A 24,342-nucleotide genomic window follows, 5' to 3' on the forward strand; every position below is an offset into this window, starting at 1 on the left:
GCGGGGGCCTGTGACTAGGCTGCGTGCCATGGCCAGCGATGTGGACACGGCACCGCTCGTCGGCCGGGCCGACCTGCTGAAGTCGGTCCGGTCGGCCCTGCTCGACGACGTCGCGCAGGGGCACACCGCCGCGGTCTTCCTCACCGGCGAGAGCGGGGTGGGCAAGACCCGGCTGCTGCGCGAGGTGGGCACGCACCTGCGCGACGCCGGCGCCGTGGTCCTCACCGGCACCTGCCTGGACATCGGCGACGCCTCCCCGTTGCATCCCCTGCTGCAGGCGCTGCGCCGCTTCGACGCGGAACTGTCCACCTCGCACACCCGCACGTCGTCGGCCGTGCGCGCGCTGCTGCGCATGTTCGCCGAGGAGACCGCCGGGCCGGACGGCGCGGGCGCGCTGCTGGAGCGGGTCTCCCGCGGCCTGCACCTCATCGCCGAGGGTCGTCCGCTGGTGCTGGTCCTCGACGACCTCCAGTGGGTCGACCGCAGCACCCGGCAGCTGCTGCTGTACCTGCTCGCGGGCCTCGGCGACCTCCAGCTCTCGGTGCTGGCCGCCGTCCGGGCCGAGTCGTTGCAGAACGCGCACCCGCTGCGCCGGGTGCTCACCGAGCTGCGCCGGCTGCGGTCCGTACGCGTGCTCGACCTGGCCCCGCTGGACCGGGCGGCCACCGAGCAGCTCGCCGCCGAGGTGGTCGGCCGGCCGCTGACGCCGGAGGCGGCCGAGCAGATCTGGCAGCGCAGCGGCGGCAACCCGTTCGTCATCGAGGAGCTGGCCCGCGACCTGCGCGACGGCCGCGACGGCCTCTCCGACACGCTGCGGGAGATCTTCCTGGCCCGGGTGGACGCCCTGCCCCAGCCCGCGCACGCCGTGGTCCACGCCGTCGCCGCCGGCGTCGAGCCGGTGGAGCACTGGCTGCTGGCCCGGGTGGTGGGGCTGCCGGAGACCGAGCTCATCGAGGCCGTCCGGGCGGGCGTCGCGCACCGGCTCCTGGTCGGGGCGGACGACGGCTACCGGCTGCGCCACCGCCTCGTGGCCGAGGTGCTGGAGAACGAGCTGCTGCCGGCCGAGCGCGCGGCGCTGCACCGCCGCTACGCCGAGGCGTTGACCTCGGCGGAGGCCGAGCTGCACCAGGCCCGGCTGGCCCACCACTGGCGACTGGCCGGCGAGCCGGTCCGGGCGCTGCCGGCCGCGGTGGCCGCCGCGCAGGAGGCCGAGCGGCTGCACGGCTACGCCGAGGCGCACCGGCACTGGTCGGCGGCGCTGCAGCTGGCCGACAGCCCGGCCGTCGGCGCGCGCGCCGTGGACCGGGCCGACCTGCTCGGTCGCGCCGCCGAGGCGGCCCACCACTGTGGCGAGCACGCCCGGGCGCTCACCCTGCTGGAGGAACTGGCCCGCGCGGGTGGCATGTCGGCGTGCGCCCTGCACATCCGCCGGGCGCGCTACCTCGCGGCCGCCGGCCGGTCCGCGCTCGCGGAGACGGAGTACCGGCGCGCCCTGGAGGCCGACGACTGCACCCCGCGGGAGCGGGCGACCGCCGCCGCGCACCTGGCCGAGCTGCTGCTGCACCTCGGCCGGTACGCCGACGCGGGTCGCCGCGCCCGGGAGGCGCTGGAGCTGGCCGCCGCGGTGGACGGCTCCACCTCGGAGGTGGTGCTCGCGAGCGCCGCGCTGGGCTTCAGCGAGGCGTACCTGGAGGATCCGGACGCCGGCCTGGCGGTGGTGCGCCGCGCGCTGGACATCGCCGAGCGGGCCGGCCGGCCGGAGGACGTGGCCTGCGCGTACCTGCACCTGGCCGAGCTGCTGACGGGCCCGCTGAACATCCTCGAAGAGGGCGTCGTGGTGGCCCGCCGGGGCGCCGAGCGGGTCGCCGAGCTGGGGCTCGGCCGCACGTACGAGACGCGGCTGCTGGCCATCGCGACCAACGGGCTGTTCCGGGTGGGCCAGTGGGCGGAGGCGGAGAAGGTCGTGGCGGCCGCGCTGCGGCACCGCCCGTCCGGCGCCGACGCCGTCGAACTGCTGCTGGCCCGCTGCCGGCTCTCCGTCGGCTACGGCGACATCGAGGCGGCCGACCGCGACCTCGACGCGGTGGCCACCGTGCTCGCCGGTGGCGGCGCCCGCCACGTCATCCCGCTGCTGACGCTGCGCGCCGGCCTCGCGATGTGGCAGGGGCGGCACGACCTGGCGCGGCAGGCCGTGCAGCGCGGCCTGACCGAGAGCCGCTCCGACGACGTGGGGATCCTCGCCGCGCTGGTCTGGCACGGTCTGCGCGCCGAGGCGGAGGCGCACGCCAGCCGCACCGTCGCGGTCGACGAGACGGCGGTGCGGCGGCTGCGGGACGTGGCCGAACGGGTGGCCCGCAAGAGCGAGAAGGCCGCCCGCCCGGTACGCGACGTCGTCGACGGGTTCCTGGCGCTCTGCGACGCCGAGGTGGGCCGGCTCGACGGCAACGACCCGGACCTGTGGGCCCGGTCGGTGGCCGAGTGGGACCGGCGCAACCACCCCTACCCCGCGGCGTACTCGCGGCTGCGGCAGGCCGAGGCGCTGCTGGCCCGGCGCAGCCGGGTGGCGACCGCCGGCAAGCTGCTGCGCGAGGCGTACCGGACGGCGCAGGGGCTCGGGGCCGTGCCATTGACCTCGGAGATCCGGACGCTGGCCACCCGGGCGCGCGTGTCGCTGGAGGAGCGGGAGCCCGCGCGTGGGCGGGACGCCGCGGCGGAGGTCGCCGGCGCCGACGAGCTGGCGGCGCTCACGGCGCGGGAACGCGAGGTGCTCGCCGCCGTGGCCGAGGGGCTGACCAACCGGGAGATCGGCCAGCGGCTGTTCATCAGCGAGCGGACCATCGGGGTGCACGTGTCGCACATCTTCGACAAGCTCCAGGTGCGCACCCGCGTCCAGGCCAGCGCCATCTACCTGCGGAACCGGCGCGGCTGACCCGCCCGGCGTACGCGACGTATACGTCGTTCTACTGATCCGGCGGACAGCGGCGGCTGCAAGGCTGTGCCCTGTCGCCGCCGGCACGTCGTGCCGGGGACCACTGTGGAGGAGAGATGACCGAACCGGTCTGGGGCCCCGTGCACCGGGACATCGTCGACCTGCTCGCCGATCACCCCGCTGACGTGCCGGCCGTGGTCGACCACCTCACGAAGCTGCAGGACCTGCTGGTCCGGCTCCCTCCGCTGCTGGACAGCTGCCCGCTGGCCGACTTCAACAAGCTCTACCTGACCATCACCACCACGGTCCTCGACGGCCTGTACGACGACCGCTTCGTCGACCCCGTCTTCCTGTCCCGGCTGGACGTCGAGTTCGCGGCCCGCTACTTCGACGCCCTCCGCCTGTGGACCGACTCCAGCCCCGGCACCCCGAAGGCGTGGTCCTGCCTCTTCGAGCGGATGCGCGGCCCGGACGCGCGGCCGCTGCCGTCGGCGGCCGCCGGGGTGAACGCGCACATCAACTTCGACCTGCCGTTCGCCCTGGTCACCACGTTCGACCACCTCGAATCCGAACCGGTCGACGGCAGCGACCAGCACCGCGACTACCTCGAGATCAACAACATCTTCGCCGAGAAGATCCCGGGGCTTCGCCGGGGCTACCTGGAGCGCTGGCAGCTGCTCATCGACATGCTCAACGGCGAGATCGACGACTGGTACCAGGGGGAGCTGGTCGAGTACACGCGCGACGTCGCCTGGCGTAACGCGCAGAAGATCTGGCGGTGCCGGCACGATCCGACCGCCCACGAGCGCGAGCGCAGCCGGCTGGACTCCACGGCGGCGGCGCTCGGCCGGCTGCTGCTGTCGCCCCTCGGGGCGTTCCTGCAGTAGCCGGGACGGGGGGTCCCCGCGTTCCGTCCGGGGGGCGGAACGCGGGGACGTGTCACCGACGCGGGGGGAAGCGCCGCCGGTTCGGGGGGAACCGGCGGCGCGGCGCGTCCGGGGGTACGGCACGGCGCGGCGCGTCCGGGGGTACGGCGCGGCGGCGGCTGACGGGGCACGGGGGTACGGCGGCGGGGTGGTGGCCGGGGGGACGCCGCCTCGCCGCGCACGTGCCCCCGGGGGAGCGGGCAGTGCTCCCCGGACGGGGGGGCGGCGCCCCTGCCGTTGCCGGTCCTCGGCACCGGAGGGAGGCCCGCGCCGCCGGCGGGTGTCGGGCGGCCCGCACCGGGTACGCGCGGGCCATGACGCTCCCCACCCGGCGGCCACCGGTCGCTCGACCCCGGCCCGCCCGACCCGCCCCGGCGCGGCCGGGCGGCGCGGCCCCGCGCCCGACCCGCTCCGGCGGCACCCGGTGAGCCGGCGGCGCTCCCCGTCCCGCGCCGCGCCCGCGGGACGTCCACGACGGTAGAACCGCCGGTTCCGTCCGGTGGCGGTCGCGGCAGCACCTACGGTCGGGGCAGGAGTTCTGGACGCGGGACGGGGACATGGCTGACGAGCACGGGGCGAAGCCGCGACGGGCGCAGGGGCGCCGCCGGCCGAACGGGCCCGGGCCGGCGCTGCGGGCGGCCCGTGACCCGACCCGCCCGGAGCCCTCCGGTCGCCGGGTCGTCGTTCCCGAGCGGGTGGCGAGCCCGGTACGTCCCGCGCCACCGCCCGGCCGGCTGAACCGGTGGCTCTTCCGGCACCGGGTGCAGCCGGTCGGCCCGGAGGCGGCCGAGGGGCAGACCCGCGCGCATCCGTGGTGGCAGGTCATGTGCCTCACCGGCGTGGACTACTTCTCCACGCTGTCCTACCTGCCGGGGATCGCCGCCGTGGCGGCCGGCGCGCTCTCGCCGCTGGCGACGTTGCTGATCGTCGCGCTGACCCTGTTCGGGATGCTGCCCATGTACCGGCGGGTGGCACGGGAGAGCCCGCACGGGCAGGGGTCGGTGGCGATGCTCGAGCGGCTGCTGCCGTTCTGGCGGGGCAAGATCTTCGTGCTCGTGCTGCTCGGTTTCGTGGCCACCTCCTGGATCATCACGATCACGCTCTCGGCGGCCGACGCGACGGTGCACCTGCTGGAGAACCCGTACCTGCCCGAGGGCTTCCACGGGCAAGGCGTCGCCGTGGCGGTCACGGTGGCGCTGCTGCTCGTCCTCGGCGGGGTGTTCCTGCTCGGGTTCCGCGAGGCGGTGGCGGTGGCCATCCCGCTGGTGACCGTGTTCCTGGCGCTGAACGCGATCGTGGTGGCGGTGGCGATGACCCGGATCCTGGACGACCCGGGCGCGCTCGCGGACTGGGGCGACCGGTTGGGCGGGGTGGGCGGGCCGGGTGACGTCGTGCTGACCGCGGCGCTCGCCTTCCCGCTGCTCGTGCTGGGGCTCTCCGGGTTCGAGACCGGCGTGAGCATGATGCCGCTGGTCGCCGGCAAGGGGCCGGACCGGGAGGCCCGGCTGGCCGCCCGGATCCGCAACACGCGGCGGCTGCTCACCGCCGCCGCCTTGATCATGTCGGTGTACCTGCTGCTGACCACGTTCGTGACCACCGTGCTGATCCCGCCGGAGGAGTTCGGTCCGGGCGGCGCGGCCAACGGCCGGGCGCTGGCCTTCCTGGCGCACGCCGACCTGGGCGAGGGCTTCGGCACCGTCTACGACGTCAGCAGCGTGCTGATCCTGTGGTTCGCGGGCGCCTCGGCGATGGCCGGGCTCATCAACATCGTGCCGCGCTACCTGCCCTCGTACGGCATGGCTCCCGAGTGGGGGCGGGCCGTGCGCCCGGTCGTGCTGGTCTACACCCTGGTGAGCGTCGCGATCACGCTCGCGTTCCGGGCCGACGTCAACGCGCAGGCAGGCGCGTACGCCACCGGGATCCTCGCCATGATGGTCTCCGGTGCGGTCGCGGTCACCATCTCGGCACTGCGGCACCGGCGGCGCGTCGCCACCGCCGGCTTCAGCGTGCTCACCCTCGTGCTGCTGTACGCACTGGGCGACAACGTCCTCAACCACCCGGACGGCATCACCATCTCGGGCCTGTTCATCCTGGGGATCATCGTGGTCTCGCTCGTCTCCCGGGTCACCCGTACCACCGAGCTGCGGGCGGAGCGGATCGAGTTCGACGAGCCGGCCCGGCGGTTCATCGCCGAGTCGCTGGCGCACGACGGCCGGCTGCACCTCATCGCCAACAAGCGCAAGGGCGGTGCCGCGAAGGAGTACACGCTCAAGGAGCGCGCCCAGCGTGCCATGAACCCGGTGCCCGGCGCGGCGGACGTGCTGTTCCTCGAGATCGACGTGATCGACCCCTCCGAGTTCAGCCAGGTGCTGCGGGTGCACGGGGTCGAGGTGGGCGGGTTCCGGGTGCTGCGGGCCAGCAGCCCGGCGGCGCCGAACGCCATCGCGGCGATCCTGCTGGCGTTGCGCGACGTGACCGGCGTACGGCCGCACGCCCACTTCGAGTGGTCGGAGGGGAGTCCCATCGCCCACCTGCTGCGCTACCTGATCCTGGGCCGGGGCGACACGCCGCCCGTCGTCCGGGAGATCATCCGCCGCAGCGAACCCGACCCGGCCCGCCGGCCCGGCATCCACGTGGGCGGCTGACCCCGTCGGTCCCGCCCGTCACGCCGGTCCCACCGGCCGTTCCTCGCGCCTCTCCCGAGAAGGTGAATGGCAAGGTTGTTCACGTTCACGGCCTGATTGTCCGTATTGCGCCCGTATCGTGACGTCTGGTGGCCGGCGATCCGTCGTCCACCCCGCGTCCGGTTCGGACGCGGCCGTGCAGGCAGCCAGGAGAGGCAGGAGACGATGTCGACGTACCAACAGGGCCGGCGGGTAGGACGACCCAGACGGCGGTCCCGGTGGTTCTTAGCCGGCGGGTTGCTGGCGGGCAGCCTCGTGGTGGGCGCGGCGGGCGCGGCCGGCGCCGCCGTGGGGGCGACGTCCCTGCTCGACCCGTTCCCGACAGCCGGTGTGCAGCGGGGGGACGACGCGGACGGGGACCGGCGCGGGGGCGCCGACGCGCGTGAGCCGGCCGGCGACGGCGCCGGCCGCCCGGACGGGCGCGACGGTGACGGCCGGGACGCCGCCGGCGCGCCGCGCGGGCACGGGGACGGCCCCGGAACCGGCCGCCACCCGGTGGTGGAGGTGCCGTGCGACGCGGGCCGGCTCGTGGCGGCGCTCGTGAAGGCCAACGCCGAGGGCGGCGGTTCCCTGCGGCTGGCGTCGAAGTGCACCTACACGCTGACCCAGGCGTTCGCGCAGCCCGACGACTACGACGGCGGGATCCGGGACGCGCGGGAGGCGGCCGACGCGGCCGAGACACCGGGCGACGCCGAGGCGCCCCCGCGCAACCCGGCCGACGACAAGGCCGGCCTGCCGGTGATCTACCAACCCATCACCATCGACGGCGCCGGGGCGACCATCGAACGCGACGTGCACGCCGAGGACTTCCGCTTCTTCACCGTCCGCGACGGCGGGGAACTGTTCCTGCGCGACGTCGAACTCCGCAACGGCCGCTCGAAGATCGAGGGCGGCGCCGTGCACATCGTGCACGGGGCCACCGCCGTCGTCGAACGCGTCACCGTCGTCGGCAGCACGTCGCTGTCCGCCGAGGGTGGCGGTGGCGGGATCTTCAACGACGGGAACCTCGTGGCCACCGACAGCAGGTTCATCGGCAACAGCGCGGCCGGCACCGCGGGCAAGGGCGGGGGCCTGCTCAACGGTGGCGTGCTGACGCTGCGGGGGTCGCAGTTCCACCACAACAGCGCCAACGGCTACGGCGGTGGGCTCGGCAACTACCGGGGCGCGGCGGACGTGGAGAACACGACCTTCGTGCAGAACAGCGCCGCGCAGGGCGGCGGCATCGCGAGCTTCTCGGCGCGGACCAAGGTGCTGGACACCGCGGTGCTGGGCAACACCGCCCAGGTCGGCGGCGGCATCGCGAACTCCGACGCCGTCATCGTGCTGCGCGGGATGACGATCCGCGACAACACCTCCACCCTGAAGGGCGGCGGAATCTCGACCGTCCAGGGGCTGCTCCCGCTGGACGACAGCGTGGTCGCCGGCAACACCACCCACGGCCTCGGCGGCGGCATCTACGCCGAGAAGTCCAACCTGCTGGTCCGCGGCAGCGACGTGGCCCGCAACGGGGCGGTCGGCGCCAAGTCGACGGGCGGCGGCATCCACGCCACGGCCGGTCAGGTCTCGATCTACACGAGCAAGGTGGTGGGCAACAACGCGTCGGCCCGGCCGGGTGGCATCTTCGCCCAGCAGGCGCGGGTACGCGTCGACGACGAGAGCGTCGTCGCCGGCAACGAGCCCACCAACTGCGTGGGCGGCCGGGTGCCGGTGCCCCACTGCTTCCGCTGACCGACCGCGTGCCAGGGCGCGCCCGGCCGTGCGTGACGATCGATCGTCGCGGGCGGACCGGGTGCGCCCGGCCGTGTCGTCGGGGATGTGGTCAGACCTCGACCACCCGGCGGCTCAGCCGAGCGCGCGCAGCGGGCCGGCGAGGTCGCTGGCGAAGAAGTCGATGAAGCCGTCCGGATCGGGGCCCGCGTTCTGGAGCACGATGTGGTCGAAGCCGGCCTCGACGTACCCGCGGACCTTCGCCACGTGCGGTTCCGCGTCCGGGCCGACGGAGAGGAACTGCCGGATGTGCTTCTCCTCGACGTGCGCGCTGGCCGCGTCGAAGTTCACCGGGTTGGGCAGCTCGCTCATCACCTTCCACCCGGTGACGAGCCAGCGGCTGGTCGTCAGCGCGGCCTCCACGGCCTGGCGCTCGTCGCTGGCCCAGGCGAGCGGCACCTCGGCGTACCGGGGGCCCTGCCCGCCGGCGGACCGGTACCGCTGCACGATCGAGGGGTCGGCCTCGGTGGCGAAGAGCCCGTCGCCGAGCTCCGCCGCCATGGTGGCCGACTCGGGCCCGCTGGCGGCCACCGCGATCACCGGCAACGTCTCCGGCAGGTCGAAGACCCGGGCGTCCTCGAGTTGGAGGTGGCGGCCCTCGTACGACTGGTAGCCGCCCCGCCAGAGCAGCCGGATGATCTCCAGCGCCTCGCGCAGCCGCTCGTGCCGGCCCCGGACGCTCGGGAAGCCCTGCCCCACGACGTGCTCGTTGAGCCGCTCGCCCGCGCCGACGCCCAGCGTGAACCGTCCGTCGGAGATCAACGCCATGGTCGCGGCGGCCTGGGCGATGATCGCCGGGTGGTACCGGACGCTGGGGCAGGTGACCCCGGTGGCCAGCCCGAGGGTGCTGGTCTGCGCCGCGATCGAGCCCAGCATGCTCCAGGTGAAACCGGAGTGCCCCTGCGTGTCCAGCCAGGGGTGGTAGTGGTCGCTCATCTCCACGAAGTCGAATCCGGCCTGCTCGGCCCGGACGGCCTGACGGATGATCTCCTTCGGCCCGTAGCCCTCCGTGGACAGCTTGTACCCGATCTGCATCGCTGGTGCTCCCCGTCCGTCCGCTGGAGCAGCAGCCGTTCCCCTGGGGCGCTCCCGCAAACGCCGTACCCCCGTAGACCCAGCCTCCTAGGACGCCGTACGCGGTGTGAGGCGCGCGCGATCCGATGGTCGTGGGTCCACGATCACGGCGGCCGGGCGGCCGCTGGTGCTGGACCTGGCCGATTCGGCCGCGGACCGCTCGGTCCGTGCCCGCAACGCCGGCCGTGCTCGCGGCGGCGCCGGTCGTGGGCCGGTCGTCTGACCGTGGCGGCGTGGAGAGCCCGGCGGCGGGCCGGGCCGGGGCTCACGGTCACCGACGGCACGGGCAGCGGTGCGAACCCGGCACCCGGACGGCGAACGGCCCGCGCCGGAGTGGGCGCGGGCCGAGGAGTGCGGCGCCGACGTCGGCGCGGGGGCCGGGAGTGTCCTACTGGGACGGCTGGGGGAGCTCGCAGTCGATCTTCGGGTTGGCGCCGATGTAGTTCAGCGGGCCGGCCACGATGGTGACCAGGATGGTCCCGGCCTCCGCGCAGTTGGTGTCGTCGTCGCCGTAGTAGCCGCGCTGACCCGCGGCGATGGCACCGATGACCAGCCAGATGACGACGAGGACTCCGAGTATCGACGTGCCGCGCATGGCGTGCCTCCTGACGGGGGTGTGGTGGGTCGAGGTGCAGGGCGTTGTACCCAGTCGCGTGCGACGGCTAACGGTGGGGCCGATCGGCGGCGTTGGGCGGGACGTCCGGCTGGCGGGGGACCGCCGGTGGGGGAGCCGGCATCGGCCGCGGGCACCGTGGCGGTCGCGCCGACTATCGGATCGAGGACCGATCTCGGCGGGGCGGGCCCACCGGGACGTAGAACTGGCGTCACGGCACCGCCGAGGAGGAGTCATGGACGTCCGCACCCCGACCCGGTACGTCGACGATCCCGCCGACGTGGCCTTCGCCGCCCGCGCCCTGGCCGACGGCGCCGTCGTCGCGGTGGCCTTTGGGAACTTCTACGCCCTCGTCACGCGGCCGGACGCGGCGACGGTGCGCCGCGTCAACCTGGCGAAGGGACGGCCGGCCGACCAGGTGGGCAGCATCACCGCCACGGCCCACCGGATACCGGCCATGTTCGACTGGTCGCGGATCCCGCCCCGGCTGCCCGAGGGGCGGGTCCGGCAGTTGATGGACGGACTCTTCGGCGCCGGCCCGTTCGGGTTCTGCGGCCCCGCCGTCGACCGGCTGCCCGACCACCTCGTGCGCGTCGACGGCGGCGTGCGGACGACCCAGGTGATCGCGCCCGGAACGCTCTGCCCGTCGAACTCCTTCTTCGCGCGGGCCTGCGCCGAGGCGGGGGCGGAGCACCTCTTCATCACGTCCGCGAACCGCTCCCACCATCTCACGGGAGCGGACGAGGAGCCGGCCCACTGGCGGGCCGAGGGCATCCTGGCCGACTTCGCCCACGTGCCCGACCTCGTCGTCCTCGCGCACCGCGACGAGGCGGCGGCCCGCGCGGCGTACCCGGTCCACCTGCCGACCTCGGTCACGCTGCTCTCCTTCCACCGGCCCGAGGGGGAGTGGGAGGAGCCGCCGGTGCTGCCCGTGGAGCGGCACGGTTCGCTGCACGTCGACGACGTGCGCCGCGCCGCCGCGCCCCTCGGGCTCCAGGTGCGCCTGAGCGCCCGCGCCGCGCGCCGGCTGCGGGTCCGGGCGTACGACGGGGCCCTGGTCTGACCGTCCACACCGGACCTGCACGGGGGTACCCGGAGCCCGGGTACCGCCCGGGTGGCGGTACCCGGGCGGACGGTGGCCCGGGTCGGGGGGTGTCAGGCCGGGCGGGCCCCGTCGGACAGCACGGCGGCCGTCTCGTCGGGGGCGCCGGCCAGCACCTTCGCCTGCTGTGGCCAGGTGGCCAGCCCGGGTGCCGCGCGCAGGCCGGCGTTGCGGATGAGCGTCCGCAGCGCCGCCTCGTCGAGTTCGGCCAGCTCCCGGAAGGTGCGGATGCCGGCGGCCTGCAGCGCCGCGGCCATCTTCGGCCCGATGCCCTGGATGCGGCGGAAGTCGTCCACCTCGACGGTGGCGGCGGCCATCGGGCGGACGGGCGGGGTGGCCACCCCGGAACGGCGGCGCGGCGTGGCCGCCGGAGCCGCATCCGCGCCGGCCGGCTCACCGTCGGGGACCGAGGCACCGCCAGCCCCGTCGGCGGGCGCCCCGGTCGCGGCCGGGCCACCGGCCGTGGCGACCTCGGGGCGGCCGGAGGCCGCGGTCGTCTCGGCCGGGTCGGCGGGAATCGCCGTCTCCGGCCGGTCGGCCTCCGCGGTGGTCTCCACCCGGTCCGCGGCGACCGTCGGCGCGGTGTCGCTCCGCGCGGCGTCCGGCGCGGTCGCGGGCTCGGCGTCCGCCGGCTCGGTGACCGTCGTGGCCGCGGCCTCGGCCGGGGACGCCGCGGCGGACGTGTCGGCGGCCCCGGTGCGCTCCGCCGGCGGGACCGCGCGCGGCTCGGGGACCGGGTCGCCGGTCAGCGCCATGTCGGCCGGGTCGACCGTCGCCGGGGAGTCGTCCACGGCCGTTCCGCCGGTCGGCACGGCGGCCGGCTCGTCGGTGACGGCCGTCGTCGTGCCGGACGGCTCGTCGGTGACCGCGCTGGGCGCGGTGGTCGGCTCGTCCGCGACCGCGCTCGGCGTCGGGTCGACCGTCGCGGCGGGCCGGTCCGGGTCGACGGTGGCGTCCGGCGCCGGGGCGGTACGCACCGCGACCGGCTCAGCGTCCACGGTGGGCGTACCGGCGTCGTGTGCGTCCCGCCGGCCGCGCACCGCCCACCCGGCGGCGAACCCGAGCAGCAGAACCAGTATCACTGTCAGCGAGTGCCCGAAGGACCACGCCACGGCAGACCTCCCTCTCACCTCGTCGATGTGTCGTGCGAGAAAAAACCCGCCGCAGCTTCGCATACGCGCGGTCGGTGCGACAGGGAGGCACGGGTACCCAACCGGGGTGCGGGACGGGCGGGCACGGGTGGTGCCCGAGGTGCGACGGAGCGTGCCGTGCCGGGTGCCGGACGGCCCACCGGGCGGGTACGGACGGTCGCCGGTCGGGCAGCCGGCGCGGTCCGGTCGGGCACGGGGACGACCCCGACGCCACCGGGCGTCGGGGTCGCGTGGACCGGGCCTCAGTCCTCCTCGCCCCGGTAGGTGTAGAAGTCGTCGACGAACCGGCGGCGCAGTGCCGGCACCCGGCTCGTGACGCCGAAGTAGCCGCGGGCGCCGAGCAGGGCGAGCCGGCCGACGACGGGCTTGTACAGCCGGTCGTCCCCGTTGGTGCCGCTGCGGTTCAGCGAGTCGGCGACCCGGGCGAAGCCGTACGGCAGCATGGCGGCCTCGTAGTCGGCGACGGCCTGCACGAGCGTCTTCTCGCCGGCCGCGGCGAGCCGCACCTGCCGGCACAGCAGCGCGGCGTCGCGCAGCGCGGTGTTCGCGCCGACCCCGCGGCCGGGGGTCATCGTGTGGATGGCGTCGCCGAGCAGCGTCACCGTGGTGCTCTTCCACGGTGGCACCGGCTCGGTGGTGGTGACGCGGATCGGCAGCGCGCTGGCCGGGTCGGCGCGGGTCAGCAGCTCCCGCAGGTGCGGGTGCCAGGAGCGGGTGAGGTCCAGCGCGACCGCCACCAGGTCGTCGCCGCGCCGCTGCATGACGTCGTCGGGGAACCGGCGCGCCGTGCTCCAGACGACGAGGTTGATGTTGTCCCGGGTGGGGTCGTGGGCGCGCCCGTGCCAGCGGGACAGCACGGCGGCGTCGGCGGGGGTGACGTCGGGTTTGAGCCGGCCGTCGGCGTCCCACTTGAAGTCCATGACGTGCAGCACGCCCATGATCCCTCCGGTGCCGAAGATCAGCGAGATGCCGCGTTGGAGCTGTTCCGGCAGGAGCGAGCGGGTGTGCGGGGTCAGCGGGATGCGGGTGGCGATGTTGACCGTGCCGGCGTCGCGGGTGACCGCGTGCGGCAGGTACTGCCGGCGGACCGCCGAGTGGGTGCCGTCCGCGGCGACGAGCAGGTCGCCGGTGTCGCTCGTGCCGTCGGCGAAGTACGCGGTGACCGTGCCGTCGTCGCGCTGCTCGTAGCGGGTGAACGTCTTGTCGAAGTGGACGGTGTCCTCCATGCCGGTGAGCAGGACCTGGCGCAGGGTCATCCGGGCCACCGACCGTTCGGTGTCGACGGGATGGGTGTCCGGGCGCAGCTCGAAGGACGCCGTGCGGCGCATGCGTTGGGTGATGACGTTGAACCAGCGGGGCGAGCGGGCGCACGTGGCCAGGTAGATGTCGAACAGCTCCGGCGGCAGGCACTCCCGCAGCGCGCGGCTGCCGGTGGGGCCGATGCCGACGCGGTAGCCGAGCAGCCCTTCGCCGCGGGTGCGGTACCGCTCGTAGACGGCGACGTCGATCCCGGCCCGGCGCAGCCCGTGCGCGAGGCACAGGCCGCCGGTGCCGGCGCCGATGACGAGCACGCGCGGCGCGGTGGCGGACACGGCGGCCCCTCAGCCGGCCGGGCGGGGGACGGGCGCGCCGGCCGCGTCCCAGCGGTAGAAGCAGCCGGCGATGGCGTCGCGGGGGGAGCGCCAGGTTGGCAGGTACGGCGAGGTGTGCGCGGAGAGCCGCTCGTTGACCTTCCGGTAGAGCGGGTGGTTGCGCGCCTCGGCGAGGGCCTCCGGGTCGACGTCGGCGGTCTCCATCAGGTGTACGAAGACGTCGTGCAGGCAGTAGAGGGACCGGTGGGTGACGCCGGTCAGTCCGGGCAGCTCGGTCGCGTCGGACTCGGCGAAGATCTGGGCCACCCGGCCCTCCGCGCCGGGGGCGATCCTGCTGACGATCAGTAGACGGCTCATGGGACCCCTTCCGCCGGTGGCCCCCGCCGGGAGCCACGGGACTGCTGTGCCGCCCACCGTGCCCGCCGGCCTGTCACCTGCCCGTCACGCGTTGCGGCGCTGCGGTGACGGCGGGCGGGCCGGTCCCGTCGCCGCACGGGCGGGCGGCCCCGTACGGTGGCGGGCCGCGGGGGCGCCGTCGCGGCTGGCGCGGCGGATCGGGGCGAGCGTGTCGTCGAGCAGCGCGCACATGGCCGGCGACGGTTCCAGCCGCAGTTCGCGCCGGAGCAGGTCGCGGTAGACGTAGAAGGCGTGCACCGCCTCGAACGCGTTCCCCTCGGCGAGGTGGATGCGCACCACGAGGCGGTGCGGGGTCTCGCGGAGCGGCTCTGCCGCCATGGCCTCCAGCGCGGCCTCGAGCGCCTCGCCGTGCCGGCCCGCGGCGAGGTGCTGCCCGGCCACCTGTTCCAGCATGTGCAGGCGGAGCTGGCGCAGGCGTTCGCGTTCCAGCAGGACCCAGTCGTCGTACCAGCCGGGGAGCAGGTCGTGCCGGCCCGCCGCGAGCGCCCGGGCCGTGCAGCGGGGGTCGTCGCCGTCGCGTACGCGGGTGGCCGTGCCGACCAGCTCGTCGACGTCGAGGCGTACGGACGGGTCCAGCCGCACGGTGTCGCCGCTGACGGTCAGGGGGCAGCAGGGATCCTGGCGTAGCCGCCACAGGGCGGTGCGCAGCGACGACAGCGCCCGCTCCTCCGGCGCGTCGGGCCACAGCAGGCCGGCCAGCTGGCAGCGGGTGGCGCCGGGGCGCAGCCCGATGAGCGCGATCACCCGCTGGAGGCCGCGGGGCACGACCACCGGCCGGTCGCCGTGCAGGAGCCGGAAGCCACCGAGCAGGTGCAGCGACACCGCGCCGGGACGGCCCCCGGTCGGCACGGACGGATCAGCGGCCACGGCGGCACCCCCTGCGGAACGCGTGTCCCGACTGTCTGCTGTGTCCCGGCGCGGCTGCCCACGACACCGCTGCCGTCGGGTCGCGGTGGGCGCGGCGTCGCGCCGGGCGGCCGGGCTGACCGGGACGAAGATTATCAATAAGTGTCACTCTGGGTCAATGGTGGTGCCGGTGCCGGCGGTCCCTGCCCGGAGACCATGAGATGTGCTCTGAACTGCGAATAGTTACCGCCGGGACGATCGGCGGGAGGCAACGGCGCATAGCCGGTACACAGCTTACGTCAACGCAGCGTCACCATGGATCGTCCCCGATGCACCCCCGGCGGTGACGCCGCCGTGACGAGCGCCGCCGCATCGTGGCCGCAGTCGTCCGGCTCGTCCGGCGCCGGCGGGCGCGGCCGGCGGGCGCCGTGGGAGGAGGCCCTGTCCATGGATCGTTCGCTGATCGTCGCGAAGGTGGTTCCGACCGCCGAGGCGCAGGTCGCCGAGATCTTCGCCGAGTCCGACGCCACGGAGCTGCCGCGCCTGGCCGGCGTGCGGCACCGGTCGCTGTACCGGCTGCACGACCTGTACGTGCACCTGCTGGAGACCGAGCTGCCCGGTGACGAGGCCGTGCGGGCCGCGCGGGAGCACCCGGAGTTCGACCGGGTCAGCGCGCGGCTGCGACCGTACGTCTCGCCGTACTCCCCGACCTGGCGCTCGCCGCGCGACGCCATGGCGCGCTGCTTCTACCGCTTCGACGCCCCCGCGACCGCCGGGGGCGGCCGTGACCGCCACCGCCCCCCGCGAGGAGCAGCTCTGGTCGCGCTGCGCCGGCTGCGCCACCCTGCTCTACCGCAAGCGGCTGCGCCGCAACCTCGACGTCTGCCCCGAGTGCGGGGCGCACGCCCGGCTCAGCGCGCCGGACCGGCTGCGGCAGCTCGTCGACCCGGGCTCGTTCCGGCCGCTGCCCGACCCGCCCGCCGACGTCGACCCGATCGGCTTCGTCGACGTGGTGCCGTACCCGCACCGGCTCACCGCCGCGCGGGCCGGCACCGGGCTCGGCGAGGCGGTGGTCTGCGGCACCGCCACCCTCGGTGGGCACCCGGCCGCCCTCGCCGTCATGGACTTCCGCTTCCTCGGCGGCAGCCTCGGCTGCGCCGTCGGCGAGCTGATCACCCGGGCGGCGGAACGCGCCCTCGACGACCGGGTGCCGCTGATCCTCGTGACCGCCTCCGGCGGGGCGCGGATGCAGGAGGGCGTGCTGTCGCTCATGCAGATGGCCACCGTGAGCCAGGCCGTCGCCGCGCTGCGGGAGGCGGGGCTGCTCACGGTCAGCGTGCTCACCGACCCGACGTACGGCGGGGTGGCGGCCTCCTTCGCCACCAACACCGACGTGGTGGTCGCCGAGAGCGGCGCCCGGATGGGTTTCGCCGGGCCCCGGGTGATCCGGCAGGTCACCGGCCGGGCGCTGCCGGAGGGCTTCCAGACCGCCGACTTCCTGCTCCGGCACGGGCAGGTCGACATGGTCGTGCCCCGCCGCGCACTGCGGGCCCGGCTCGTGGCGCTGCTCGCCGCGGCCCGGGGCGGGCGGACGCCGGCGCCCGGACCGGGCGACCCGGCCGCGCCGGCGGCCCGCCGGCCCGTACCCCGCCAGCAGCCGGCCGGCGCGGGCCGCGACACCGCCCCGGCGGACGCGACCGACGGCGACCCCTGGGCGACCGTACGGCTGGCCCGGCACCCGGGCCGACCGACCACCCTGGACTACCTGGACTCCGCGTTCGACGGCTTCGTCGAACTGCACGGCGACCGGCTCGGCGGCGACTGCCCGGCCGTGGTCGGCGGCCTCGCCCGGCTCGACGGCCGGCCGGTCATGGTGATCGGCCACCAGAAGGGGCACACGACCGCCGAACTGGTCGCCCGCAACTTCGGCATGGCCAGCCCGGCGGGGCACCGCAAGGCCCTGCGGCTCATGCGCCTCGCCGCCCGGTGGGGCCTGCCGGTGGTCACGCTCGTGGACACGCCCGGCGCGGATCCGGGCGTCGGCGCGGAGGAACAGGGGCAGGCCGCCGCCATCGCGGAGAGCATCCTCGCGCTCACGGTGCTTCCCACCCCGGTCGTCGCCGTCATCACCGGCGAAGGGGGCAGCGGTGGGGCGCTGGCCCTCGCGGTGGCCGACCGGGTGCTGATGCTCGCGCACGCCGTCTACTCGGTGATCAGCCCGGAGGGCTGCGCCGCGATCCTCTGGCCGGACCGGTCGGCGGCTCCCCAGGCGGCGCGGGCGCTGCGGCTCACCGCGCCGGACCTGCACCGGCTCGGCGTGGTGGACGAGATCGTGCCGGAGCCACCGGGCGCGGCGCACGACGACCCGCAGGCGACGGCCGTCGCCGTGCGCGACGCGGTGCGCGCCAACCTGCTGCCGCTGCTCGACGTGCCGCCGGCGACCCTGGTCCGCCGGCGGCGCCAGCGGTTCCGGCGCTTCGGCGCCGCCCGCGCCGCGGCCGGGGGTGTGCGGTGACCGCCCCCGGGACGGCCGGCCCGGAGACGGCGGCGGCCGACGGCGGCGACCGTCGGGCGGGCACGGACGCCGTCCTGGCCGGGCTGCGCCGCCACGCCCGGCAACTGGTCGCCGAGCTGGCCGGGCCGGTCCGCCGCGTCCGGCTGCGCAGCGGCGAGACCGTGCTGGAGGTGGAGTGGCACGGCGCTCCGGTCGCGCCGCCACCGGTCGCGCGGCCGGACGCCGCACCGCCCCCCGCCGACCAACCGGCGGACGGGCCGCGCCCGGCCGAGCGGTCCCCGGTCCCACCGGCCGCCGAGATGGTCGTCCGCGCGCCGATCGTCGGCACCTTCTACCGGGCGCCGGAGCCCGGGGCGGCTCCCTTCGTGGCCGTCGGCGACCACGTACGGGCCGGGCAGGTGGTCGGGATCGTCGAGGCGATGAAGTTGATGAACGAGGTCACCGCCGAGCGGGCCGGCCGGGTGACCGCCGTGCTCGCCGACGACGGCCAGCCGGTGGAGTACGACCAGCCGCTGATCGCGCTGGATCCGGCCTGAGGTGGTGCGGGATGTTCGAGACGGTGCTGATCGCCAACCGGGGTGAGATCGCCCTGCGGGTGCTGCGCGCCTGCCGTGAGCTCGGGGTGCGGACGGCGGTCGTCTACTCCGCCGCGGACGCCGACTCGGCCGCCGTCCGCCTCGCCGACCGGGCCGTGTGCATCGGACCGGCCCCGAGCCGGCGCAGCTACCTCAACGCCGCCGCCATCGTGGAGGCGGCCCGGCAGGTCGGCGCCCAGGCGGTGCACCCCGGCTACGGCTTCCTCTCCGAGGACGCCGACTTCGCCGAGATCTGCGCCCTGAACGGGCTCACGTTCATCGGGCCGCGCCCCGAGGTGATGGCGGCGCTCGGCGACAAGTCGTCCGCCCGGGCCCTCATGAGCCGCGCCGGGCTGCCGCTGCCCGACGGCAGCGTCGAACCGGTGCCCACCGTGGAGGCGGCCGTCGAGGTGGCCGCCGGCATCGGCTACCCGGTGATCGTCAAGGCGGTGGCCGGGGGCGGCGGGCGGGGGATGACCGTCGTCCGGTCCCCGGCCGACCTGCCCCGGGCGTACGCGCGGACGCGGGCCGCCGCGCAGGCCGTCTTCGGCGACGACCGGGTGTACGTCGAGCGGTACCTGACCGACGCCCGGCACGTCGAGGTGCAGGTGCTGTGCGACGGGCACGGCAACGGCGTGCACCTCGGCACGCGGGACTGCTCCGTGCAGCGGCGGCACCAGAAGCTCGTCGAGGAGGCGCCCGCCCCGGCGCTCTCGGCGGGCACCCTCGACACGATCGCCGAGACGGCGCTGCGGGGCGCGCTGGAGGTCGGCTTCACCGGCGCCGGGACGCTGGAGTTCCTGGTCGACGCCGCGGAACGGTTCCACTTCCTGGAGATCAACTGCCGGATCCAGGTGGAGCACCCGGTCACCGAGATGGTCACCGGCGTCGACCTGGTGCACGAGCAGCTGCACATCGCCGCCGGTGTGCCGCTGCGCTGGCGTCAGGAGGAGATCCGCCCGCACGGGGTGGCGGTGGAGTGCCGGGTCAACGCCGAGGATCCGGACCGCGGCTTCGCCCCGACACCCGGCCGGCTGGACCGCTTCGTCCCGCCCGGCGGTCCGTTCACGCGCGTCGACACCCACGGCCGTCCCGGCTACGTCGTCGGCCCGCACTACGACTCGCTCCTGGCGAAGGTGGCGGTGTGGGCCCCCGACCGGGAGCTGGCCCTCGACCGGCTCGAACGCGCGCTCGGCGAGTTCGAGGTGACCGGGCCGGGCGTCCGCACCACGATCCCGTTCGTGCGGCGCGTGCTCGACGACGCCGAGTTCCGCAAGGGCCGCCACACCACCGGCCTGGTCGACCGGCTGCTCGCCGCCGCCGCGCCCGGCTCGCCCGACCCCGCGCCGGCCACCACCGCACCGCCGAACGCCTGACACGAGGAGGACCGATGACCGTCACCCGAGGCCACCCGATGACCGCCGAGATCACCGACATCCTGGTGGCACACTGCGGACTGGACGCCGAGGTCGCCGCCCGTACGCCCGCCGCCTCCCTGGAGGAACTCGGCCTGGACTCCCTGGCGCTGCTGGAACTCTCCGCGGTGGTCGCCGACCGGTACCGCGTGCAGATCCCGGAGCAGGCCGCCCAGCTCAGCATCCCGGCGGTGGCCGACCTCGTGGCCCGCCGCGGCCAGCAACCGGGACACACCGAGAACAGCATCGTGATCGCCGCGCCGCTGCCGCTGGTGTGGGACGTCACCAACGACGTGGCGAACTGGACGGAGCTGTTCACCGAGTACGCGGCCGTGGAGATCCTGCACCGCGACGGCGACACGGTGCGGTTCCGGCTCAGCATGCACCCCGACGAGAACGGCGTGGTGTGGAGCTGGGTGAGCGAACGCACCGCCGACCCGGCCACCCGGCAGGTGCACGCGCACCGGGTCGAGACCGGGCCGTTCGAGTACATGCGGATCCACTGGCGCTACACCGAGGAGCCGGAGGGCACCCGGATGACCTGGGTGCAGGACTTCGCCATGAAGCCCACCGCGCCCCTGGACAACGCCGGGATGACCGAGCGGATCAACGCCAACAGCGCCGTGCAGCTGGCCGTCATCAAGGAGCGGATCGAGCGGCGGGCCCGGGCCGGGGCGCCGGCCGGCGAGACGACGGGGACCGGCGATGAGTGAGCGCACGATGCACCTCGTCGCCGCCCGGGACGTACCGGCCGACCGCCGCCGGGGCGGCGCGCTGCGGGTGCTGCTCGGCCCGCGCACCGTCGGCAGCACCTCCGGGTTCATGGGTGTGGCCACGCTGGACCCGGGGGAGCGGATCGCCGAGCACTACCACCCCTACAGCGAGGAGTTCCTCTACGTGGCCCGGGGCGCGATCACCGTCGACCTGGACGACCGCCCGGTGCCGCTGGCCGCCGGGGAGGCGCTCTTCGTGCCGGTCAACGTCCGCCACCGGCTGCGCAACACCGGCGCCGAGCCCGCCGAGGTGGTCTTCCACCTCGGACCGCTGGCGCCCCGGCCGGAACTCGGCCACGTCGACACCGAGCTGGTCGAGCAGCGGGGTGCGTCGTGAGCGCGAGGAGTGAGCCGGGGTTGCGAGCCCCGCAGTCGCGAACTCAAGGTGGCGCTGTGAGCGCGAGGAGTGAGCCGGGGTGGCGAGCCCCGCAGTCGCGAACCAAAGGTGGCGCTGTGAGCGCGAGGAGTGAGCCGGGGTGGCGAGCCCCGCAGTCGCGAACTCAAGGTGGCGCTGTGAGCGCGAGGAGTGAGCCGGGGTGGCGGGCACCGCGGCCGCGAACCGGGGTGGCGTCGTGACCGGGCGCCGCACGGTGGTGACCGGGATCGGCGTGGTCGCCCCGGGCGGCGCCACCCGCGACCGGTTCTGGAAGTCGATCACCGAGGGGCGCACGGCGACCCGGCGGATCACGTTCTTCGATCCGTCGCCGTTCCGCTCCCGCATCGCCGCCGAGTGCGACTTCGACCCGGTCGCCGCCGGGCTCACGGCGGCCGACCGGCGGCGCGCCGACCGGTACGTGCAGTTCGCGCTCGCCTGCGCCGACGAGGCGCTCGCCGACGCCGGACTCACGCTCACCGACGCCGAACGCGACCGCGCCGGGGTAGTGCTCGGCACGGCGGTGGGCGGCACCATGGCGCTGGAACAGGCGTACGTGAGGGTCAGCGACTCCGGCCGGCGCTGGCTCGTCGACCCCGGCCGCGGTGGCCCGTTCCTCTACCAGGCGCTCGTGCCCAGCAGCCTGGCCGCCGACGTGGCCTGCCGGCACGGGCTGCACGGCCCGGCCCAGGTCGTCTCCACCGGCTGCACCTCCGGCATCGACGCCATCGGGTACGCCCACCAGCTGATCGCCGACGGCGAGGCGGACGTGGTGCTGGCCGGCGCCGCCGACTCGCCGATCTCGCCGGTCACCGTCGCCTCGTTCGACGCCATCAAGGCGACCAGCCCGGACAACGACGACCCGGCGCACGCCTCGCGCCCGTTCGACGCCGACCGGCACGGGTTCGTCCTCGCCGAGGGCGCCGCCGTGCTGGTGCTGGAGGAGGCCGGGCACGCCCGGCGGCGCGGCGCGCACGTCTACTGCGAGGTGGCCGGGTACGCGAGCCACAGCAACGGCTACCACATGACCGGCCTGCGGCCCGACGGCGTGGAGATGGCGCTGGCCATCACGGCGGCGCTGCGGCAGGCCCGGCTCGCCCCCGAGCAGGTCTCCTACATCAGCGCGCACGGTTCGGGCACCCGGCAGAACGACCGGCACGAGACCGCCGCGTTCAAGCGCGCGCTGGGCGAGGTCGCGTACCGGGTGCCGGTCAGCTCGATCAAGTCGATGGTCGGGCACTCGCTCGGCGCCATCGGCTCGATCGAGATGGCGGCCTGCGCGCTGGCCATCGAGTTCGGCGTCGTGCCGCCCACCGCCAACTGGACCACCCGGGACCCGGAGTGCGACCTGGACTACGTGCCGAACGAGGCGCGCGAGCTGCCCGTCGACGTCGCCCTCTCGGTGGGCAGCGGCTTCGGCGGCTTCCAGTCCGCGATGATCTTCCGTCGTCTGTCGAAGGCGGCCACGTGACCGCCCGGGCGGTGGTCACCGGCGTCGGGGTGGTCGCGCCGAGCGGGATCGGCGCGGACGCGCACTGGCGTACGGTGCTGGCCGGCACCCGGCGCACCGGCCCGATCACCCTGTTCGACCCGGCCGGCTACCCGACCCGGCTCGCCGGGGAGGTGCCCGGCTTCGAGGCCGCCGCGTACGCGGAGAACCGCCGGCTCGTGCAGACCGACCGGTGGACGCACCTGGCGTTCGCGGCCACCCGGCTCGCCCTGGCCGACGCCGGCCTGCCCGACCGCTCACCCGACCCGTACGGCTACGCGGTCACGCTGGCCAGCTCCTCCGGCGGCAACCTGTTCGGCCAGCGGGAGCTGCAACGGCTGTGGGGCGGGCCGACGCGCACCGTCGGGGCGTACCAGTCCATCGCCTGGTTCTACGCGGCCAGCGTGGGCCAGCTCTCCATCCACCACCAGTTCAAGGGGCCGTGCGGGGTGCTGGTCAGCGAGGCGGCCGGTGGGCTGGACAGCCTCGCGCACGCGGCCCGGTCGGTGCGCCGCGGCACGCCGGTGGTGATCGCCGGGGGGACCGAGTGCCCGCTGAGCCCGTACGCCCTCACCTGCCAGCTCGCGAACGGGCTGCTCAGCGACGTCGCGGACCCCGAGCGGGCGTACCGGCCGTTCGACGCCGCAGCGAGCGGCTACGTCCCGGCCGAGGGCGGGGCGGTCTTCGTCGTCGAGGAGCTGGGACACGCGCTGGCCCGCGGCGCGCGCGTCTACGGCGAGCTGACCGGGTGGGGAGCCACGCACGACGCCGCGCACACCGGCCCGGAGAGCGCCGGCGACCCGGTCCAGTACGCCCGGGCCATGCGGCTCGCCCTGGACCGCGCCGGCGTGGAGCCGGGGGACGTGGACGTCGTGCTGCCCGACGCGCTGGGCGTGCCCCGGTACGACCGCACGGAGGCCACCGCGCTGCGCGCCGTCTTCGGTGACCGCCCGCCCCCGGTCAGCACCGCGAAGCCGCTCACCGGCCGGGCGCACCAGGGCGGCGCCGCGCTCGACGTGGCCACCGCGCTGCTCGCGTTCCGGCACGACACCCTGCCCGCCTCGGCCGGCCCCGACGAGGTGGCCGCCGGCTGCGAGCTGGACTTCCTGCGGGAGCACCGCCGCCCCCGCACCCGGCTGGCGCTCGTGTGCGCCCGGGGCTTCGACGGCTACAACAGCGCGCTGGTCCTGCGCGGGGCCGCGCCGGCGAGGGAGGACGAGGATGGCTGAGCAGCGGGCGCGGGTGGTGTTCCTGGTCCGGGTGCCGGCCGCGCGCACCGAGGCGTTCCTGGCCGCGTACGAGGCGATCCGTCACCAGGTGGCCGGCGGGGTGCCGGGGCACCTCGTCGACCAGGTGTGCCGGTCGTCGGCCGACCCGGAGCAGTGGCTCATCACCAGCGAGTGGGCCAGCCTCGCCGACTTCGAGAGCTGGGAGCGCAGCCCCGAGCACCGGGAGCTGGTCCGGCCCATGCGGGAGTGCTTCACCGACGCCCGCTCGCTGCGCTTCCACGTTCACGCACAGACCCCCACCCCGGCCTGAGCGCCCCGGCCGGCCGCGACGTCCGGCCGGGCCGCCGGTAGGGTCGGCCCGCGGGAAGGGTGGTGCCGACGGTGGCGTACCAGGTGGCGGTCTGCGGGCCGGCGGACGCGACGGACACGGAGGTGGCGCAGGCCCGCCGTGTCGGTGAGCTGCTCGCCGAGCGGGGTGCCACCGTCCTCTGCGGAGGCGGCGGCGGGGTGATGGCCGCGGTCGCCGCCGGCGCCCGCGCCCGCGGCGGCCTGGTCGTCGGCGTACGCCCCGACGACGGGAACGTCCCCGGCCCGTCCGCCGACGTGTCCGTGACGATCAGCACCAACCTGGGGCAGGCCCGCAACGCGGTGCTGGTGTGGAGCGCCGACGCGGTGATCGCCGTGGGCGGCTCCTGGGGCACTCTCAGCGAGGTGGCGCTGGCCATGCGGCGGGGCGGCGTGCCGGTGGTGCTGCTGGGCGGGTGGCGGGTGTTCGACGGCGGCGGCGCGGCGGTCGCCGGGCCGGTGCCGGTGACCAACCCGGAGGAGGCCGTACGGCTGGTGCTGCCGGACTGAGCGGAGGCCGCCGGCCG

20 protein-coding genes and 1 pseudogene are annotated in these 24,342 nt (G+C 75.6%); 15 read left to right on the top strand and 6 right to left on the bottom strand.

Going from position 1 to position 24,342, the window contains the following annotated elements; all coding sequences use genetic code 11:
* Window positions 1–28 precede the first annotated feature (28 nt).
* From D7I43_RS02670 to D7I43_RS02685, 4 genes are all read left to right on the top strand, one after another.
* Window positions 29–2,929 carry a helix-turn-helix transcriptional regulator gene (locus tag D7I43_RS02670; RefSeq protein WP_120326758.1) on the top strand — a complete coding sequence of 967 codons (2,901 nt, stop codon included), beginning with the start codon at window positions 29–31 and terminating at the stop codon, window positions 2,927–2,929.
* A 116-nt stretch (window positions 2,930–3,045) separates the two neighbouring features.
* A complete protein-coding gene (locus D7I43_RS02675) occupies window positions 3,046–3,816 on the top strand; it encodes a DUF5995 family protein (RefSeq protein ID WP_120326759.1) in 771 nt (256 codons plus the stop codon).
* Window positions 3,817–4,412: 596 nt separating this feature from the next.
* Window positions 4,413–6,500, top strand: coding sequence for an APC family permease (locus D7I43_RS02680; RefSeq protein ID WP_204985147.1), 2,088 nt, complete (start codon window positions 4,413–4,415; stop codon window positions 6,498–6,500).
* 204 nt (window positions 6,501–6,704) lie between these two features.
* A complete protein-coding gene (locus tag D7I43_RS02685) occupies window positions 6,705–8,267 on the top strand; it encodes a hypothetical protein (RefSeq protein WP_120326760.1) in 1,563 nt (520 codons plus the stop codon).
* A 114-nt stretch (window positions 8,268–8,381) separates the two neighbouring features.
* Here D7I43_RS02685 and D7I43_RS02690 read toward each other — a convergent pair whose 3' ends face one another.
* On the bottom strand, window positions 8,382–9,341 hold the full coding sequence (locus D7I43_RS02690; protein ID WP_120326761.1) for a TIGR03557 family F420-dependent LLM class oxidoreductase: 960 nt from the start codon (window positions 9,339–9,341) through the stop codon (window positions 8,382–8,384).
* Window positions 9,342–9,768: 427 nt separating this feature from the next.
* Entirely contained in the window at window positions 9,769–9,975 is a 207-nt protein-coding gene (locus D7I43_RS02695) for a hypothetical protein (RefSeq protein WP_120326762.1), read from the bottom strand.
* A gap of 253 nt (window positions 9,976–10,228) precedes the next feature.
* On the opposite strand from D7I43_RS02695, the gene D7I43_RS32665 reads away from it, so the two are divergent.
* Window positions 10,229–11,056, top strand: coding sequence for a hypothetical protein (locus D7I43_RS32665; RefSeq protein ID WP_158610065.1), 828 nt, complete (start codon window positions 10,229–10,231; stop codon window positions 11,054–11,056).
* A gap of 92 nt (window positions 11,057–11,148) precedes the next feature.
* Here the strand turns inward: D7I43_RS32665 and D7I43_RS34230 are convergent, their stop codons facing one another.
* From D7I43_RS34230 to D7I43_RS02720, 4 genes are all read right to left on the bottom strand, one after another.
* Entirely contained in the window at window positions 11,149–12,207 is a 1,059-nt protein-coding gene (locus tag D7I43_RS34230) for a helix-hairpin-helix domain-containing protein (RefSeq protein ID WP_120326763.1), read from the bottom strand.
* A gap of 281 nt (window positions 12,208–12,488) precedes the next feature.
* Window positions 12,489–13,838 (bottom strand): FAD-dependent oxidoreductase, encoded by a 1,350-nt coding sequence (locus D7I43_RS02710; protein WP_120326764.1) that lies wholly within the window; start codon window positions 13,836–13,838, stop codon window positions 12,489–12,491.
* A gap of 9 nt (window positions 13,839–13,847) precedes the next feature.
* Window positions 13,848–14,195: a TcmI family type II polyketide cyclase gene (locus tag D7I43_RS02715; protein WP_120326765.1), complete on the bottom strand. Its 348-nt coding sequence runs from the start codon at window positions 14,193–14,195 to the stop codon at window positions 13,848–13,850.
* A gap of 84 nt (window positions 14,196–14,279) precedes the next feature.
* Window positions 14,280–15,122 (bottom strand): AfsR/SARP family transcriptional regulator, encoded by an 843-nt coding sequence (locus tag D7I43_RS02720; protein ID WP_120326766.1) that lies wholly within the window; start codon window positions 15,120–15,122, stop codon window positions 14,280–14,282.
* Window positions 15,123–15,548: 426 nt separating this feature from the next.
* Between D7I43_RS02720 and D7I43_RS02725 the strand changes: the two are divergent.
* From D7I43_RS02725 to D7I43_RS02770, 10 genes and pseudogenes are all read left to right on the top strand, one after another.
* Window positions 15,549–15,866, top strand: a pseudogene (locus D7I43_RS02725) (TcmI family type II polyketide cyclase); the annotation flags it as partial.
* A 19-nt stretch (window positions 15,867–15,885) separates the two neighbouring features.
* The gene (locus D7I43_RS02730) at window positions 15,886–17,616 is read left to right on the top strand and encodes an acetyl-CoA carboxylase carboxyltransferase subunit alpha (RefSeq protein WP_120326767.1); all 1,731 of its coding nucleotides are present in this window, start codon (window positions 15,886–15,888) and stop codon (window positions 17,614–17,616) included.
* Window positions 17,613–18,152: an acetyl-CoA carboxylase biotin carboxyl carrier protein gene (gene accB, locus D7I43_RS02735; RefSeq protein ID WP_120327065.1), complete on the top strand. Its 540-nt coding sequence runs from the start codon at window positions 17,613–17,615 to the stop codon at window positions 18,150–18,152. The genes D7I43_RS02730 and accB overlap by 4 nt, the downstream gene beginning before the upstream one ends.
* 11 nt (window positions 18,153–18,163) lie before the next feature.
* Entirely contained in the window at window positions 18,164–19,567 is a 1,404-nt protein-coding gene (locus D7I43_RS02740; RefSeq protein ID WP_120326768.1) for an acetyl-CoA carboxylase biotin carboxylase subunit, read from the top strand.
* 14 nt (window positions 19,568–19,581) lie between these two features.
* A complete protein-coding gene (locus tag D7I43_RS02745) occupies window positions 19,582–20,319 on the top strand; it encodes an SRPBCC family protein (RefSeq protein ID WP_120326769.1) in 738 nt (245 codons plus the stop codon).
* Window positions 20,312–20,716, top strand: coding sequence for a cupin domain-containing protein (locus D7I43_RS02750; protein WP_120326770.1), 405 nt, complete (start codon window positions 20,312–20,314; stop codon window positions 20,714–20,716). Before D7I43_RS02745 ends, D7I43_RS02750 begins: the two co-directional genes overlap by 8 nt.
* Window positions 20,717–20,951: 235 nt before the next feature.
* A complete protein-coding gene (locus D7I43_RS02755; RefSeq protein ID WP_120327066.1) occupies window positions 20,952–22,223 on the top strand; it encodes a beta-ketoacyl-[acyl-carrier-protein] synthase family protein in 1,272 nt (423 codons plus the stop codon).
* Window positions 22,220–23,470, top strand: coding sequence for a beta-ketoacyl synthase N-terminal-like domain-containing protein (locus D7I43_RS02760; RefSeq protein ID WP_120326771.1), 1,251 nt, complete (start codon window positions 22,220–22,222; stop codon window positions 23,468–23,470). Before D7I43_RS02755 ends, D7I43_RS02760 begins: the two co-directional genes overlap by 4 nt.
* Window positions 23,463–23,780 (top strand): antibiotic biosynthesis monooxygenase family protein, encoded by a 318-nt coding sequence (locus D7I43_RS02765; RefSeq protein ID WP_120326772.1) that lies wholly within the window; start codon window positions 23,463–23,465, stop codon window positions 23,778–23,780. Before D7I43_RS02760 ends, D7I43_RS02765 begins: the two co-directional genes overlap by 8 nt.
* A gap of 71 nt (window positions 23,781–23,851) precedes the next feature.
* Window positions 23,852–24,325: an SLOG cluster 4 domain-containing protein gene (locus D7I43_RS02770; RefSeq protein WP_120327067.1), complete on the top strand. Its 474-nt coding sequence runs from the start codon at window positions 23,852–23,854 to the stop codon at window positions 24,323–24,325.
* Window positions 24,326–24,342 lie beyond the last annotated feature (17 nt).

It is taken from the genome of Micromonospora globbae, from assembly GCF_003610785.1.
Taxonomy (GTDB): domain Bacteria; phylum Actinomycetota; class Actinomycetes; order Mycobacteriales; family Micromonosporaceae; genus Micromonospora; species Micromonospora globbae.